11 protein-coding genes are annotated in these 15,506 nt (G+C 69.5%); 6 read left to right on the top strand and 5 right to left on the bottom strand.

The window, feature by feature from the left end; all coding sequences use genetic code 11:
* The first annotated feature begins 304 nt into the window (after positions 1–304).
* The 4 genes from O9Y01_RS12235 (at position 305) to O9Y01_RS12220 (ending at position 2,824) form a co-directional block, all read left to right on the top strand.
* A complete protein-coding gene (locus O9Y01_RS12235; RefSeq protein WP_269631861.1) occupies positions 305–739 on the top strand; it encodes a hypothetical protein in 435 nt (144 codons plus the stop codon).
* Between the two features lie 68 nt (positions 740–807).
* On the top strand, positions 808–1,272 hold the full coding sequence (locus O9Y01_RS12230) for a hypothetical protein (RefSeq protein WP_269631860.1): 465 nt from the start codon (positions 808–810) through the stop codon (positions 1,270–1,272).
* Positions 1,269–1,820: a hypothetical protein gene (locus tag O9Y01_RS12225; RefSeq protein WP_269631859.1), complete on the top strand. Its 552-nt coding sequence runs from the start codon at positions 1,269–1,271 to the stop codon at positions 1,818–1,820. The genes O9Y01_RS12230 and O9Y01_RS12225 overlap by 4 nt, the downstream gene beginning before the upstream one ends.
* Before the next feature lie 167 nt (positions 1,821–1,987).
* Complete coding sequence (locus O9Y01_RS12220) at positions 1,988–2,824, top strand: hypothetical protein (protein ID WP_269631858.1); 837 nt, start codon at positions 1,988–1,990, stop codon at positions 2,822–2,824.
* A 129-nt stretch (positions 2,825–2,953) separates the two neighbouring features.
* Here the strand turns inward: O9Y01_RS12220 and cphA are convergent, their stop codons facing one another.
* Together cphA and O9Y01_RS12210 are read right to left on the bottom strand one after the other, a co-directional pair.
* Positions 2,954–5,515 carry a cyanophycin synthetase gene (gene cphA, locus O9Y01_RS12215; RefSeq protein ID WP_269631857.1) on the bottom strand — a complete coding sequence of 854 codons (2,562 nt, stop codon included), beginning with the start codon at positions 5,513–5,515 and terminating at the stop codon, positions 2,954–2,956.
* A gap of 45 nt (positions 5,516–5,560) precedes the next feature.
* Positions 5,561–7,738 carry a cyanophycin synthetase gene (locus O9Y01_RS12210; protein WP_269631856.1) on the bottom strand — a complete coding sequence of 726 codons (2,178 nt, stop codon included), beginning with the start codon at positions 7,736–7,738 and terminating at the stop codon, positions 5,561–5,563.
* A 222-nt stretch (positions 7,739–7,960) separates the two neighbouring features.
* Here O9Y01_RS12210 and O9Y01_RS12205 point away from each other — a divergent pair, with 222 nt between their 5' ends.
* Together O9Y01_RS12205 and O9Y01_RS12200 are read left to right on the top strand one after the other, a co-directional pair.
* Positions 7,961–10,240, top strand: a complete 2,280-nt coding sequence (locus tag O9Y01_RS12205; protein WP_269631855.1) for a cyanophycin metabolism-associated ABC transporter — start codon at positions 7,961–7,963, stop codon at positions 10,238–10,240.
* Between the two features lie 17 nt (positions 10,241–10,257).
* Positions 10,258–10,728, top strand: coding sequence for a cyanophycin metabolism-associated DUF1854 family protein (locus O9Y01_RS12200; protein WP_269631854.1), 471 nt, complete (start codon positions 10,258–10,260; stop codon positions 10,726–10,728).
* 55 nt (positions 10,729–10,783) lie between these two features.
* Here O9Y01_RS12200 and O9Y01_RS12195 read toward each other — a convergent pair whose 3' ends face one another.
* The 3 genes from O9Y01_RS12195 to O9Y01_RS12185 all read right to left on the bottom strand — a co-directional run bounded on the left by O9Y01_RS12195 (position 10,784) and on the right by O9Y01_RS12185 (position 15,401).
* Entirely contained in the window at positions 10,784–12,055 is a 1,272-nt protein-coding gene (locus tag O9Y01_RS12195; RefSeq protein ID WP_269631853.1) for a hypothetical protein, read from the bottom strand.
* Positions 12,056–12,148: 93 nt separating this feature from the next.
* Positions 12,149–13,693: a methyl-accepting chemotaxis protein gene (locus O9Y01_RS12190; protein WP_269631852.1), complete on the bottom strand. Its 1,545-nt coding sequence runs from the start codon at positions 13,691–13,693 to the stop codon at positions 12,149–12,151.
* Between the two features lie 142 nt (positions 13,694–13,835).
* A complete protein-coding gene (locus O9Y01_RS12185; protein WP_269631851.1) occupies positions 13,836–15,401 on the bottom strand; it encodes a methyl-accepting chemotaxis protein in 1,566 nt (521 codons plus the stop codon).
* Between the last annotated feature and the right edge of the window lie 105 nt (positions 15,402–15,506).

Below are 15,506 nucleotides of genomic sequence, written 5' to 3'. Positions count from 1 at the left end.
CGGGCGCAGCGCTTGTCTCGCCTGTGTCAAAAAGAGGTGCGAAGACTAGCTGGCGCCATCGCGGGTGCTTGTCGACATGGGTCCCAAAACCCGCGTATTGATTGCTTTTTGCGACACCGGGATTTCCCTTGATTTCGCTGCCGGAGCCTTGTGATATCGGCAACCTTCCGTGGCCAAGCCGCGATGCCTACGGCGCCCGGCAGACTATTGCAGGGCGGAGGCGACCGCGCCTTGGCTCCCGGGAGGAGGGTGGCATCGGCGAAGATCCACCTCGTCGCAGCCCGCACGCAGGAGAGTCCCGGACATGCCCGCCACACTGATTGCCTCCGTGCTCGCCGAATTGACGGCGGCCGTGGCCGCCCTGCTGCTCGTCGTGCTGTGCTGGCGAGCCCGGGCCCGCGCGGGCTCCTGGCGTGCGGGGCTGCTGGACCTGGCCCGGCGTACCGGGCGACCGCTGCAATGGCTGATGACGGTGGCGCTGCTGCTGGTCGGGGCCGAGCTGCTGCTGCCGGCGCAGCGCATCTCCACAGAGGTCTATCACCTGCAAGTCCTTGAGGGCGGGGCCGTCGAGCTGTCCTATTCGCTGTGCTGCACCGGTGGCGGCATGGACGCCTGCGTGGTGCCAGGCGGCGCGGCCCTGCGGCCGGGCCAGCCCATCGAGCTGCGCAGGACCCGTCTCCTGGGGCGGTGCAGCGCGCGCGTGCTGGACGGCCCGCCGGCGCCCTGCCGCTGCGGCTAGACCGGCGGAAGATCCGCTAGGCCGCCCCATCTGGCATGAATGACGCCCGAGCTGCTATCGTTTGCGCCATGCCACGGAACATCCATGTCATCACGGCGCTTGCCCCGCTTGGTGCCGTCCTGCTGGGCGGCCTGTTCGCGGCCCCTGCCGCCGCCGCCGAGCCCATGCGGGTGTCGATCGATGCCCGCATCGGCACAGAGGCCCGAGGCCGCGAGCGCGGCGAGCAGGCGGCCCAGGCCGACATCGCGGCGGGCACACTGAAGCTGCTCGAGTCGACGGGACCCGAGACGGTCGGGGACACGCCGCGCCGGCGCATGCGGGAGCGGCTGCTGCGCGCCAAGGGCATCCGCCTGGAACATGGCCCCGGCTGCACGGATGCGGCCGAGCAGCGCGGCTACGCTGCGGCCTACAACGAGCGCATGACCGCCGAGGTGCAGCGCCGCTTCGGCCCTGACTTCTGGAAGCAGCTGGACAGGAACGTCGACCGGCAGCACGAAGGACCGGCCTCGGGAAGTGGTGGGCTGAGCAGGTGACTGGAACGACCTGGCTGGCTGGCGTCTGCGCCATGCTGATGACCGTGCTCAGCTTCTTCGGGACCCATGCCCTGTTCGGTCCGCTACAGCTGGTATCGGGCCTGTTCCTGCTGGCCGTGATCGGGCTGCTGCTGGCCGACGCGTTCTCGGGGGTGCGGGGCCTGTTCGCCGGCCAGGGCCCTCGCGTGCTGCTGCGTGCCCTGGGCACTTGTCTGCTGCTCGCGGTGGTCCTTGGCGTGCAGCCCACGGTGCATGAGCTCGGCCTTCGCAGCCTCATTGCCCTTCAGCGCGGAGCCCTGGAGACGGCCGCCCAGGAGGCGCTGGCCACGGCCAAGGATGACGAGAACCTGTGGCGACCCGCCTTCGAAATCTGGCCTGCGCTCCTGGGGCCGACCCGTGCCGCGGCCTGGCGCGAGGGCGAGCTGCTGCTCCTCGACTTCGAGGGTTCGCCGGATGCCGCAGTCGGGCTCTGCTACAACCCACGGCACCTTCAGCACAAGGACTGCGGCACGCCGCTGGGCGGCCCCTGGTACCGCTACCACTCGTGAAGCGTGGTCGGAGCGCAGGGCCCTGGCATGACGGTACGTGGCGTTAGTCCCGTCACGCACAGCCCGCCCTGGCCGCCACAATCCGCGGCCAGGGCGGCCCCGCGAGCCGTCGCGGATTGCCGGGATGCCGCATCGCGCAGGCTCGGCCTGACAAGGATTCAGTCACCATGTTCAAGACCCTCGCGCTGTTGCTCTGCGCTGTGCTCCTGCTGGCCGGCTGCGATTCGACGGAAATGTTCGAACGCCTGATGCCCAAAGAGGAAGTGCAGGTGGCCAAGGATCTCGTCGCCAAACTGGCCGCGCGCGACTTCGCGGCGGTGGAAGCGGCGCTGGATCCCCAGTACCGCACGGCGCAGCTCCCGGACCAACTGGAAGCGATGGTCCGCACCCTGCAGTCGGCCCCGCCGACGTCGGTGCAGGCGGTCGGGGCGCACACCTTGACCAAGGACGGGACCACCACCTACACGATCACGCTGGAGTACAGCTACCCTGCAGCCTGGAATCTCGCCACGGTGGTGCTGGAACGCAAGGAAGCTCAGCTGGTGCTCAAGGGCATCAACTTCCAGCCCAGAACCCAGAGCCTGGCCTCGGAGAATGACTTCACCCTGGACGGCAAGGGGCCGCTGCACTACCTGGTGCTGGTGATGGCCGCGCTCATTCCGCTCTTCATCCTCCATGCGCTGGTGGTCTGCCTGCGCAGCCGCTTCGAGCGGCGCAAGTGGCTGTGGGTGCTGTCCGTGGCCTGCGGGCTGGTCCAGTTCCAGTTCAACTGGAGCTCGGGGGACTGGGGCGTGCAGCTGCTCAGCGTGCTGTTGCTGGGCGCGGGTTTCGCGAAGGGCGGGCCGGTGGCTCCTTGGGTGTTCACTCTGTCCCTGCCCGTGGGGGCCATGCTCTTCCTGCTGCGGCGGCACCGGGAATCGGGCTGGCCGGGCGCCCGGAGGGCACGGGACCCCGTGCCCCAGCCGGCGCCGCAGCCCGTGGCCGAGGACGCCGGCCAGGCTTGAGCCCCGCGCAGTGCGGGGCGCCCAGGCCCATGGCGGGCGCCGTGCTCAGCGCTCCCCGGCATGGGCCGCACGTGAAAAAGCCCTGGCGGCCACAGCGCACCAGGGCTTGCTGACGGGGTCAGGTCTTGATCAGCCCTGGCTGATGCGCTGCGCCAGATGCGCCAGCGCCTCCTCCACCTGGTCGACCAGCACCAGGCACAGGTCGCCCGGCTGCAGACGCTCCAGGGCGCGGTCGATGGCGACGAACTCGCCGCGGATCTCCTCGATGTGGGAGGTGCGCGAGGCGCCTTCCAGGCCCTGGCGCAGGAGCTTGAGCACCTCGCCGTCTTCCCGGCCGCGCTGGCAGGCGTCCTGGAAGAGGAGGGCGTCGTCGAAGGCGGCGCCCAGGATCTGGGTCTGGATGCGGATGTCTTCGTCGCGGCGGTCGCCCGCGCCGGAGATCACCACCGAGCGGCGCTTGGCCGGCAGGGCCTCGACGGCGGCGACCAGGGCGCGCATGGCATCGCCGTTGTGGCCGTAGTCGGCGATCACGGTGGCGCCGCGGTAGTCCATCACGTTGAAGCGACCGGGGACGTTGTCGCTGTCGCTGTTGAAGCTGGCCAGGCCGCGGCGGATGGTGTCCCAGTCCAGCCCGACACCCCAGGCCGCCGCCACGGAAGCCATGGCGTTCTCGACCTGGAAGGGGATCATGCCGCCGCGCGTGAAGGGGATGTCGCGCAGCGGGATGCTCTCGCGCCAGGCGCCTTGCGCGGCCACGAGCTGGTCACCGTCGATGAAGACGCAGCGCTTGCCCTGGGCGCGGTGCGCGGCCATCAGCGCATGGTGGCGGTCGGCGGTGAAGAAGATGATCTGGCCGGGGCAGACGCCGGCCATGTTCGCCACCACCGGGTCGGAAGCGTTGAGCACCGCGTAGCCGCTGGGGGCCACGTTCTGCACGATCACGCGCTTGACCAGGGCCAGCTCCTCGACGGTGTTGAGGAAGTTCATGCCGAGGTGGTCGCCGTCACCGAGGTTGGTCACCACGGCGACCTGGCAGCGGTCGAAGCCCAGGCCCTCGCGCAGGATGCCGCCGCGGGCGGTCTCGAAGACGGCGGCCTCGACGTCCGGGTGCATCAGCACATTGCGGGCGCTCTTGGGGCCGGAGCAGTCGCCGCTGTCGATCTGGCGGCCGTCGACGTAGACGCCGTCGGTGTTGGTCATGCCCACGCGCAGGCCGCAGGTCGCGAACATGTGCGCGATCAGCCGGGTGGTGGTGGTCTTGCCGTTGGTGCCGGTCACGGCGACCACGGGGATGCGGCCGTCCTCGCTCTTGTGGCCGTGGCCGTAGAGGTGGTTGACGATGGCCTCGCCCACATTGCGGCCCTTGCCGAAGCTGGGCGAGAGGTGCATGCGCAGGCCCGGCGCGGCGTTGACCTCGACGATGCCGCCGCTGATCTCCTCCAGCGGGCGCAGCACGCTCTCGGCCACCACGTCCACGCCGCAGACATGCAGGCCCACGACCTGCGCGGCCGCGATGGCGCGGGCGGCGACGTCGGGGTGGACGTCATCGGTCACGTCCGTGGCGGTGCCGCCTGTGCTGAGGTTGGCGTTGTTGCGCAGGATCACGCGCTGGCCCTTGGCCGGCACGGACTCGGGGGTCAGGTCTTGCTGGGTGAGCCGCGCGACGGCGATGTCGTCGAAGCGGATCTTGGTCAGCGAGGTGGCGTGGCCGTCGCCGCGACGCGGGTCGGCGTTGACCTTGTCGACCAGCTGCTTGACGGTCAGCACGCCGTCGCCGATCACGTGGGGCGGGTCGCGGCGTGCGGCGGCCACGAGCTTGTCGCCCACCACCAGCAGGCGGTAGTCGGAGCCGGGCAGGAACTTCTCGACCATCACGTGGCCGATCTCGTCCGCCGCCTTGTACGCGGCCTCCAGCTGCTCGCGGCTGGTGACGTTGACGGTCACGCCCTTGCCCTGGTTGCCGTCCTGGGGCTTGACCACCACGGGCAGGCCGATCTCCTGGGCGACGTCCCAGGCGTCATCGACGGACTCGACCGGGCGGCCGGTGGGCACCGGCACGCCGGCGGACTGCAGCAGCTGCTTGCACAGGTCCTTGTCCTGGGCGATGGATTCGCTCACCGCGCTGGTGGCGTCGACCTCAGCCGCCCAGATGCGGCGCTGCTTGGCGCCCCAGCCGAACTGCACCAGGCTGCCCTGCGTCAGGCGGCGGAAGGGGATGCCGCGCTTGACGGCGGCGTCCACGATGGAGCCGGTGGAGGGGCCCAGGCGCACGTCTTCATCGGTCTCGCGCAGGCGCTTCAGGCATTCGTCGATGTCGAAGCTGCCTTCGCCCATGGCGGCAAGGACCAGGCGCGTGGCGTCGTCCATGGCCATGCGGCCGACGTCTTCCTCGCTGTACTCGACCACCACCTGGCAGGTGCCGGGCTCATTGGTGACGTGGGTGTGGCTGAAGGTGACCGGGCAGCCCGCCTGGGCCTGCAGGGCCAGCGCGGCCTGCTCCAGGACCTGGGCCAGGCTCATCTCGGCACGCAGGGCGCCGATGCCGGGGAAGAGGGCGCGCAGCCGCCCTTCGAAGCCGGCCAGGCCGCTGATCGCGCGTTCGGCTTCCGTGCAGTGCACCACCGCTTCCATGGCGGTGTGGCGGCTCCACATATTGGGGCCTCGGAGGGCGCGGATGCGAGAGACTTCCATGTTCGCGTCGTCTTTCGGGAGATTCGGTTGAGGGCGCGGGGCGCCTTATTGCGCCAGGTCCGGCACGAAGGTGTCGAGGCCGGCCGAGATGAGTTCGGGCGAGATGTTCATGGCCCAGGCGGTGGCGACGGCGGCCAGCAGGGTGGCTTCGTCGGTCGGCTGGCCGGCCTTGGCGAAGCGCTGGACCAGGGCGGCAATGTTGGCCCCGACGGTCTCGCTGGAGCCCTGCGCCAGCACCGCGGTGCCGCCTTGCAGGAAGACCGCACGACCACCCTTGGCGCGGTGCGCCTGCAGGGCCTCGTTGCCTTCCTCGAGGGCGTAGAGCAGCACCTCGCCATCGCTGAGCTCGGCCATCTCCACGAGGCGGGGCTCGGCGGCGTTGAGCACCGCCGCGCCTTCGCCCAGCACCACGTCGATCTGGGTGCGCAGCACCTTGAAGCGCTGGTCCTCGGTGAGGGTGTCGAAGTGGCTGAGGTCGACCGAGGCGGCCATGTCAGTCACCACGCCGACCTGGCAGCGGTCGTAGGCCAGGCCGTCCTTGAGGATGGAGGCGGCGTCGTTCTGCACCACCACGGCGTCGACCACGCGGTTCATCAGCAGGCGGTGGGCGGCGTCCCAGCGGGCGCTGGAGCGCTTCTCGACACGGCGCGGGCCCAGGAACAGGCCGTCGCTGCAGGCCAGGCCCACGTGGCGGCCGTTGAGGTGCAGCAGCCAGGCCACGAGGCGGGTGATGTGGTTGCCGCCCTGCGAGGCCAGCACGCCGACCACGGGGATGCGGCCGGTCTCGTCTTCGTCGAAGAGGTGGTCGATGATGGCCTGGCCTACCGGCTGGGGCATGCCCTCGGCGGGCTTCAGGTGCATCAGCAGGCCAGGGCCGGCATTGACCTCGACGATGGCGCCGCCGGTCTCGGACAGGGGCTTGGAAATGTCGGTGCTGACCAGGTCCACGCCGGCGATGTCCAGGCCGATGGTGCGGGCCGCCAGCGAGACGGCGTGCGCCACCTCGGGGTGGACCTGCGCCGTGCAGTCGATGGCGACATTGCCGTTGCGCTGGATCAGCACGCGCTGGCCCGCGGCCGGCACGGCCTCGGGCGTCACGCCCTGGCGCTGCAGGTCCAGCAGCACGACGGCGTCTTCGCCGATCGTGATGCGGTTGAGGGGGAAGTCCTCGGTCAGGCCGCGGCGCGGGTCGGTGTTGATCTGGAGGTCGACCAGCTGCGTGACGGTGTGCTGGCCGTCGCCGGTGATCCAGGCCTCGTCGCCGCGGGCGGCGGCCACCACCTGCCCGCCCACCACCAGCAGGCGGTGCTCGTTGCCGGGGATGTAGCTCTCGACCAGGACCTCGGAGCCTTCCTTGTCGGCCAGATCGAAGGCGGCGGCGACGTCGGCCTCCTGGCGCAGGTCCAGGGTGACGCCGCGGCCGTGGTTGCCGTCGGAGGGCTTGACCACCACGGGCAGGCCGATGTCCTGTGCGGCTTCCCAGGCCTCGGCGGCCGTCTTGACCGCGGTGCCGGCCGGCACCGGCACGCCCACGCTCTTGAGCAGGCTCTTGGTGAGGTCCTTGTCCCGGGCGATGCCTTCGGCGATCGCGCTGGTCATGTCGGTCTCGGCGGTCCAGATGCGGCGCTGGCGGGCGCCGTGGCCCAGCTGCACGAGGTTGCCGTCGTTCAGTCGGATGTGCGGGATGCGGCGATCGGTGGCGGCGGCCACGATGGCGGCGGTGGAGGGGCCCAGGTAGCAGTCGTCGACCTTGTCGCGGATGCGGTCCACGGCGGCCTTCACGTCGAAGGTCTCGGCATTGATCATGGCCATGATCAGGGCGTGGCCCTCGGCCAGGGCGGCGCGGGCCACCTGCTCGTCACGGGCCCGGAAGACCATGCGGTAGACGCCGGTCTTGGAGGTCGAGCGGGTCTGGCCGAAGCCGGTGGGCATGCCGGAGAGGTTGAGCAGCTCGATGACGATGTGCTCCAGCACATGGCCCATCCAGGTGCCTTCGGTGAGGCGCTGCAGGAAGCCGCCGCGCTCGCCCACGCCGCAGTGGTGCTCGACCAGGGCGGGCAGGGCGGCCGTCAGCCGCTCGTTGAAGCCCTCGAGCTTGTGGGAGGGAAACTCCTCCAGCCGGCCCAGGTCCAGCCAGACCTCCAGGACGGGGCGGTAGGTCCACATATTGGGACCACGCAGGTAGTTGACGCGCAAAAGCTGGATGTCGTCGTGTCGGCTCATGGGGCGGGGCATGGACGGATCGGGAGGAGGAAGGCCGGCCAGGGCCGGGATGTGCGTCTGGCGACCAGGCGCCATTTTGCTCTCAGTTTGGGGTGGCTTTGCCCGTTCGGTGAGTGAGGACCTGCTCGCCTGTCATCGATTGGGCGCCGGGAGCGTTGCAGGATGCGCGAAAATCGCGCGGTCGCCGGCAGCCGCCCCGGGGGCGTTCAGAACGAAAGAACAATGCAGCATCAACATCCTGTGGACGACGCGTCCGCCAAGCATCCCGAGTGGGCGACTCTGACTTCGCGTCTCTTGAAGGGCGAGAACGTCCTGGCCAGCCTGGAGGTTGACCTCGACGTCCAATTGCGTTTCGGCGTGGGCCTGCTGGCCCTTACCCGGCAGCGCCTGCTGGCCTTCGATGCCGGCAGCCGCCAGTGGTCCGAATGGCCCCTGCACCCCGGGCTGGAGCTGCGTCTCACCGACCACGCCGGCGTGGGCTGCCTGGAACTGGTGGACGCCAGCGGCCGCCTGGCCTTCTGGCGCTTCACCCTGGCGATCAACCTGCAGGCCCAGCGCTTCCAGGAGGCCTTCGAGCGCCGGGACGAAGGCCCGCGCACCGAGGCCGAGGAGGTGGGCTTCTGCCCCAGCTGCAAGGCCCCGCTGCCTCCTGAGAGCGAGGAATGCCCCACCTGCGAGCGTGAACTGCACACGCCGCCCTCCACCTGGGTGCTGTTGCGCCTGTGGCGCTTCGCCCGGCCCTACCAGGGCCAGCTGCTGCTGGGCTTCCTGCTGATGCTGGGGGCCACCGGGGCCACGCTGGTCGGCCCCTACCTCTACCGCCCGCTGATGGACGAGGTGCTGATCCCCTTCCAGCAGGGCCACAAGATCGACCCCTGGCTGGTGGCCTACTACCTGGGCGGCCTGCTGGGCGCCGGGCTGGTGTCCTGGATCCTGGGCTGGGCCAAGACCTACATCCTGGCCCTGGTGTCCGAGCGCATTGCCGCGGACATGCGCACCGCCACCTTCGAGCACCTGCTGTCGCTGTCCCTGGAGTACTTCGGCAACAAGCGCACGGGCGACCTGATGTCCCGCATCGGCTCCGAGACCGACCGCATCAGCGTCTTCCTCTCGCTGCACGCCCTGGACTTCATCACCGACGTGCTCATGCTGGGCATGACGGCCATCATCCTCTTCTCCATCAACCACTGGCTGGCCCTGGCCACGCTGCTGCCGCTGCCCTTCATCGCCTGGATGATCCACCTGGTGCGGGACCGCCTGCGCACCGGCTTCGAGAAGATCGACCGCGTCTGGGGCGAGGTCACCAGCGTGCTGGCGGACACCATCCCTGGCATCCGCGTGGTCAAGGCCTTCGCCCAGGAGCGCCGCGAGGCCAAGCGCTTCAAGGAAGCCAACCAGAACAACCTCAAGGTCAACGACCGCCTCAACAAGACCTGGAGCCTGTTCACGCCCACGGTCTCGCTGCTGACGGAAATCGGCCTGCTGGTCGTCTGGGCCTTCGGCATCTACCTGGTCTCGGACGGCGACATCACGGTGGGCGTGCTGACCTCCTTCCTGGCCTACATCGGCCGCTTCTACGGCCGCATGGACTCCATGAGCCGCATCGTCTCCGTCACCCAGAAGGCGGCGGCCGGCGCCAAGCGCATCTTTGACATCCTGGACCACCAGTCCAACGTGCCCGACCCCGCCAATCCGGTGAAGCTCGGTGGGGTGACGGGCGGCCTGCAGATCCAGGACATCGGCTTCCGCTACGGCAACCGCGCGGTGATCCGCGGGCTCACGCTGGACATCCAGCCCGGCGAGATGATCGGCCTCGTGGGCCACTCCGGCTCGGGCAAGAGCACCCTGGTCAACCTGATCTGCCGCTTCTATGACGTCACGGAGGGCTCCATCCGCATCGACGGCACCGACCTGCGCCGCGTGACGGTGGCCGACTACCGCCGCCACATCGGCCTGGTGCTGCAGGAGCCCTTCCTCTTCTTCGGCACCATTGCCGAGAACATCGCCTACGGCAAGCCGGACGCCTCGCGCGAGGAGATCGTCGCCGCGGCGCGTGCCGCCCATGCGCACGAGTTCATCCTGCGCCTGCCGCACGGCTACGACAGCCTGGTGGGCGAGCGTGGCCAGGGCCTCTCCGGCGGCGAGCGCCAGCGCATCTCCATCGCCCGCGCCCTGCTGATCAACCCGCGCCTGCTGATCCTCGACGAAGCCACCTCGGCCGTGGACACCGAGACCGAGAAGGAAATCCAGAAGGCCCTGGACAACCTCGTGAAGGGTCGCACCACCATCGCCATCGCCCACCGCCTGTCCACCCTGCGCAAGGCGGACCGCCTGGTGGTGATGGACCGCGGGCAGATCGTCGAGGTCGGCCCGCATGACGAGCTGATGGAGAAGAAGGGCGCCTACTGGCGGCTCTATGAGGCCCAGGCCCGCCGGGTCGACGCCGAAGAGGCCGAGCCCATGACCCTGCCCAACCCGAACGCCCACACGGTCAGCGCCTGATGAGCAGCGAGAGCCCCATGACGACCCCCTACCAGCGACTCTCCCGCAATGCCTTCGGCCGCCTCGACCTGATCGACACCGACGGCCAGTTCCATGGCAGCGTGACCCCGGTGCGCGCCCATCCCATCTCCGCGCCGGACGAGGGCGTCTCCCTCGTGGGCCAGGACGGCCACGAGCTGGCCTGGATCCCGCGCCTCTCGGCCCTGCCACCCGCCGACCGCGCGCTGCTGGAAGCCGAGTTCGAGGTGCGCGAGTTCATGCCCACGGTGCAGGCCCTGCTGGCCGTCAGCACCTTCTCCACGCCCAGCCAGTGGACGGTGCAGACCGAGCGCGGCGAGGCCCAGTTCATCCTCAAGACCGAAGAGGACATCCGCCGCCTGGGCGAGGGCAAGCTGCTGATCACCAGCAGCCACGGCCTGCAGTTCCTGGTGCCGGACCGCTTCGCGCTGGACCGGCATTCGAGGAAGCTGCTGGAGCGCTTCCTCTGACCGGCACCGCGCTGCATGCCAGCAGCCGGGCCGCGCGGTGCCATCCGGTGCGCCCTCAGGATGTCTTCGGACCTGCGCTCTTCTTCGCGCCTGACTTGCTCTTCGATCCCGTGGCACCGGTGGCGCCTTTCGCCCCCTTCGCCACCGCCTTCGAACCTCCACCCACGACCTCTGCCTTGCTCCGCTTCAGGTAGCTCACCTGCAGCTTGGGGTAGGCGACCCTGACGCTGGCAAGCGGTGTGAAGCTCGAATCCGTGCCAATCACCTGGTCATCCGTGGTGACGGCCACGCCGCTCGCCCGGCCGGGCGTCATGGCCAGCACGGCCGTGGTGCCCGGTGAACTCAGCACACGGCCCTTGTCCTGCGTCAAATGCGTGTGTGTCCTGGAGCTGACATATTTGTTGACCTTGCTGTCGCCCACGTCGGGCACATTGCCGTGCAGGCTGTTGAGGCTGGTGAGGAATTTCCTGATGGCGACCGCATAGGGCCCGTCTGAGGTGGGCGTAGATTTCTTCCAGTGAAAGATCAGCCTGTCGCGCGCCGCGTGGAACTGGGCGATCTGGGCTTTCACCGCCGATTGATATGCCGTGTCGGCGAAGTCCCAGCAGTCGTTCATGACATTGACCGCCACTCTGTCCTCGGTGGCCTGCACCAGCCTGTCAGTCCACCGGACCAGGTCGGCATCCGTTTCCTTGCGGTTGATGAATTTCCTGGTGTTCTCCCGGAGGTTCTCCCATGGCATCCGGTGAGGGACGTCCAGGTCATTGTCAGACAGGGACATGTCCCGCAGGTCCGTCTTCTGCCTGGTCGCGCTGGAGGTCATGATGGATGCCGTCACCTTCGCCAGCTCGTACACCTTGCTCTGGAAGGCCGGGCGTTTGTACAGCTCGTCGTCCCCCTTGGGGGCCGCGCTGAACTTCTCCTCAAGGGCGTCCTTCAGTGCGTCCTCGTCGGCGTAGACGTGCTCGGGCGACTGGGTGTCCTCGATCAGTCTTTTGACCTCGGCACGGGCGCCGCGCTTCCACTGCAGCGCCTCCGACCACTGCCTGACCTTTTCATAGAGGGCCTTTGCACTGTTGCTGGACGGGCGATCGTAGACCGCCGTGTCAACCTTCAGGACCCGCTGGACGACCGGTGACGGGCCCTCGGTCTGCGCCATCTGCTGCAGGTGTTCGCGCTGCATCCTTTGGCGCGGCGACGTGGAGATCCGGCGCTGGAGCGCCGAGCGGGTGCCGGGGCCGGAGGTGAGGCTGTCGCCCGGGCAGGGGCCCTGCATCTCGGCGGCGGGGCCAGTCCCGGCGTTCGGTTTCTGCTCCTGAGTCCGCATGGCACCTCCCTGTTTTGAGCAGGGAAAGATCGCATCTGGCGCTGCGGGCGTCCATCAGCAATTTGCGGACTTTGCCCCGGCTTCCGGCCCGCCTCAGCAGAACACGCGCGCCGCGGCGCTGAGCCGCTCGGTGCGCACCTTGAGCTCGCCGGAGGCCGTCACCGACTGCTGCACCAGGGCCGCGTTCTGGCCCGTCATGTGGTCCAGCTGGGCCACAGCCTGGCTGATCTGCGCCAGGCCCTGGGCCTGCTCCTGCGTGGAGAGGCTGATGCCGGCGATCAGGACCGCCAGGTCCTTCACCTCCTCGACGATGCCCTGCATGGTCTGCCCGGCCTCGGTGACCACATGGGCGCCGGCACTGACCTGCTCGGCGCTGCTGGCAATCATGCTGCGGATCTCGCGGGCGGCCTCGCCCGCACGCTGGGCCAGCACCCGCACCTCGCTGGCCACCACGGCAAAGCCGCGGCCCTGCTCGCCGGCGCGGGCCGCCTCGACGGCGGCGTTGAGGGCCAGGATGTTGGTCTGGAAGGCAATGCTGTCGATCAGGCCGATGATGGGTGCGATGCGCCGGCTGGATTCGCTGATGCCGTTCATGGTCTGCACCATGGTGTTCATCTGCTCGCCACCCAGGCGCGCATTCTCCCGGGCCTCGGCGATCAGCTGGGCCGCGCGCGCGGCGGAGGCGGCATTGGCGCTCACGGCGGCGCTGAGCTGGTCCATGGAGGCGGCCGTCTGCTGCAGCTGGGCGGCGGCCTCCTCGGTGCGTGCATGCAGGTCCTGGTGGCCCACGCGCATCTCGTGGCTGGCGGCGTCCATGCCGCGGGTCTGGTGCTGGACGTCGCCGCTCAGGGCCTTCAGGTTCAGCCCGACCTGGTTGAGGGCGCGCAGGGCCTTGCCCAGGGCGTCGCTGCGCGCGGGCTGTGGCATCTCCTCGACCCGGCCGGAAGCCAGGGCCTGGACCTGCGCATTCAGGCGCAGGACGGGGCGCACCAGCTGCCATTCCTGCCAGGCCGAGGCCAGCAGGGCCAGCAGGCCGCTGCCCAGAGCGAGTTGCAGCAAGGCGGTGCCGCCCAGGCCGGCCAGCGCGGCAGCCGCCAGGCTGCCCAGCCACAGCGCGGCCAGCGGCAGCAGGCAGCGGGCGCGCCAGGACAAGGTATGGGCCAGGGCCGCGGGACTGAAGCGGGTGCGCGGCAGCACCCAGCCCTGGTGCAGGCGAGGCGTCCGGGCACTGCCCTTGCGCAGTGCCGCGTAGAGCGCTTCAGCGGCCTGCACCTCGCTCGCCTGCGGCCGGGTCCGCACGGACACATAGCCCAGCAGGCGGCCCTCGCGCTGCAGGGGCGTGACATTGGCCTTCACCCAGTAGTGGTCGCCGTTCTTGCGCCGGTTCTTGACGATGCCGGTCCAGGCCTGGCCGGCCTTGAGGCTGCGCCAGAGGTCGTCGAAGGCTTCGGGCGGCATGTCCGGGTGGCGGACCAGGTTGTGGGGCTGGCCCAGCAGCTCCTCGATGCCGAAGCCGCTGGCCTCGCTGAAGGCCGCATTGGCGTAGGTGATGCGCCCCTGGGGGTCCGTCACCGACATCAGGGTGGCATCGTGCGGGATCTCGTGGACTTGCTGCGTGACAGGCAGGTTCTGGCGCATGGGACTTCCTTGGAAGGCGCCATGCTAGGCAGCGCTCTGCCCGCACTCCATGATCTGGTGCAAGTTTCCAGGGGCAGGCCACGGCCCCGCGTGGCTGCGCCGTGGCGCAGATCACGCTTGGCCGGGCCGGGCGGGGGCGCCTTCAGTCCAGCCGGAAGACGGAGATCGCCTCCGACAGCTGATGCGCCTGCTCGCGCATGGACTGCGCCGCCGCCGCAGATTCCTCCACCAGGGCGGCGTTCTGCTGCGTCATCTGGTCCAGCTGGGCCACGGCCTGGTTGACCTGCTGGATGCCGTCGCGCTGCTCCGCGGAGGCCGCGGCGATCTCGCCGATCAGGTCGGAGACCCGGCTGACGCTGGCCGTGATGTCCTGCATGGCCTGCCCGGTCTGCTGCACCAGCTCCGCGCCCTGCTCGACATTGCCCATGGAGGTGCCGATGAGGGTCTTGATCTCGCGCGCCGCCTCGGCGCTGCGCTGGGCCAGGGAGCGCACCTCGCCGGCCACCACCGCGAAGCCGCGGCCCTGCTCGCCGGCGCGGGCCGCTTCCACGGCGGCATTCAGGGCCAGGATGTTGGTCTGGAAGGCGATGCCGTCGATCACGCCGATGATGTCGCCGATCTTGCGCGAGCTGTCGGTGATGCGCTGCATGCTCTGCGTCACCTGGTCCACCACCTGCCCGCCGCGCTGGGCGGCCTGGGCGGCCGAGACGGCCAGCTGGTTGGCCTGGCGCGCGGTGTCGGCGGACTGGCTGACGGCGCCGTTCATCTCCTCCATCGAGCTGGCGGTCTGCTCCAGGTTGGAGGCCGTCTGCTCGGTGCGGGCGGAGAGGTCGTGGTTGCCCTGGGCGATCTCGCCGGCGGCCGTGTTGATGGAGTCGCCGGCGGCGCGCAGCTGCGCCATGGTGCCCCTCAGGGCGTCGACCATGTGCTGCAGCTGACCCAGCAGGCTGGCCTCGGCGGCGGTGCCTGCGCTGACCCGCAGGTCGCCGTCGGCCACGGCCCGCATGGCGGCGATGGCGGCGCTGGGTTCGCCGCCCAGCTGCTGCAGCACGCTGCGCGTGATGGCCCAGCCGACCAGGCCCACGCCCGCCAGGACCAGGGCTCCCAGGCCCAGGCGCCCCAGGGCCGCGCTCCAGACCTGGCTGGTGACGTCATCGAGGTAGAGGCCGGAGCCGACCATCCAGTTCCATTCCGGAATGGCCATCACCAGCTGAAGCTTGGGCACGGGCTCGGTCTTGCCGGGGCGGGGGAACTGGGTCAGCACGTAGGCGCGGCCATCGCGGCTGGCCCGCATGCTGTCCACCAGCTGCTGGATGATGTCGTTGCCGGCGCCGTCCTTGACCTTGCCCACCATGTTCTGGCCGATCCAGTCCGGCTTGGTCGGGTGCATCACGCTGACGCCGTCCAGGGTCCAGGCGTAGAAGTACTCGGTCTTGCCATCGGCCCCGCCATAGCGGGCGCTGCGGATCACCTCCTTGGCGATGGCCTGGGCCTCTGCCTGGCTCATCTTGCCGCTGGCGGCCTGCTGGCGGTAGTTCTCGACGACCTGGTGGACCGACTGGACCGCCGTCTGCAGCATCTCGCGGCGGCTGCCATTGATCTCGACGTGGGTCTGGTAGATGGTGAGCAGCAGCAGCACCAGCACGCCCAGCATGGCGCTGACGGTGAGCAGGGCGATGCGGCGCCGGAAGGACCATTGGTTCAGCATGAGAGTCTCCTGTCCGCTCCTTGCCGTCGAGTGCGGCGTCCTACCGAGCGGTCGAATAAGTGTGAGCTACTTTCGTATTTGCTTGAAATGTTGAGAACGGTTGCA

It is taken from the genome of Pelomonas sp. BJYL3 (assembly GCF_027257975.1).
GTDB lineage: Bacteria > Pseudomonadota > Gammaproteobacteria > Burkholderiales > Burkholderiaceae_C > Roseateles_B > Roseateles_B flavus.
The sequence above is the reverse complement of the archived record's forward strand: the minus strand, read 5'-3'. Positions and strand labels throughout refer to the sequence as shown.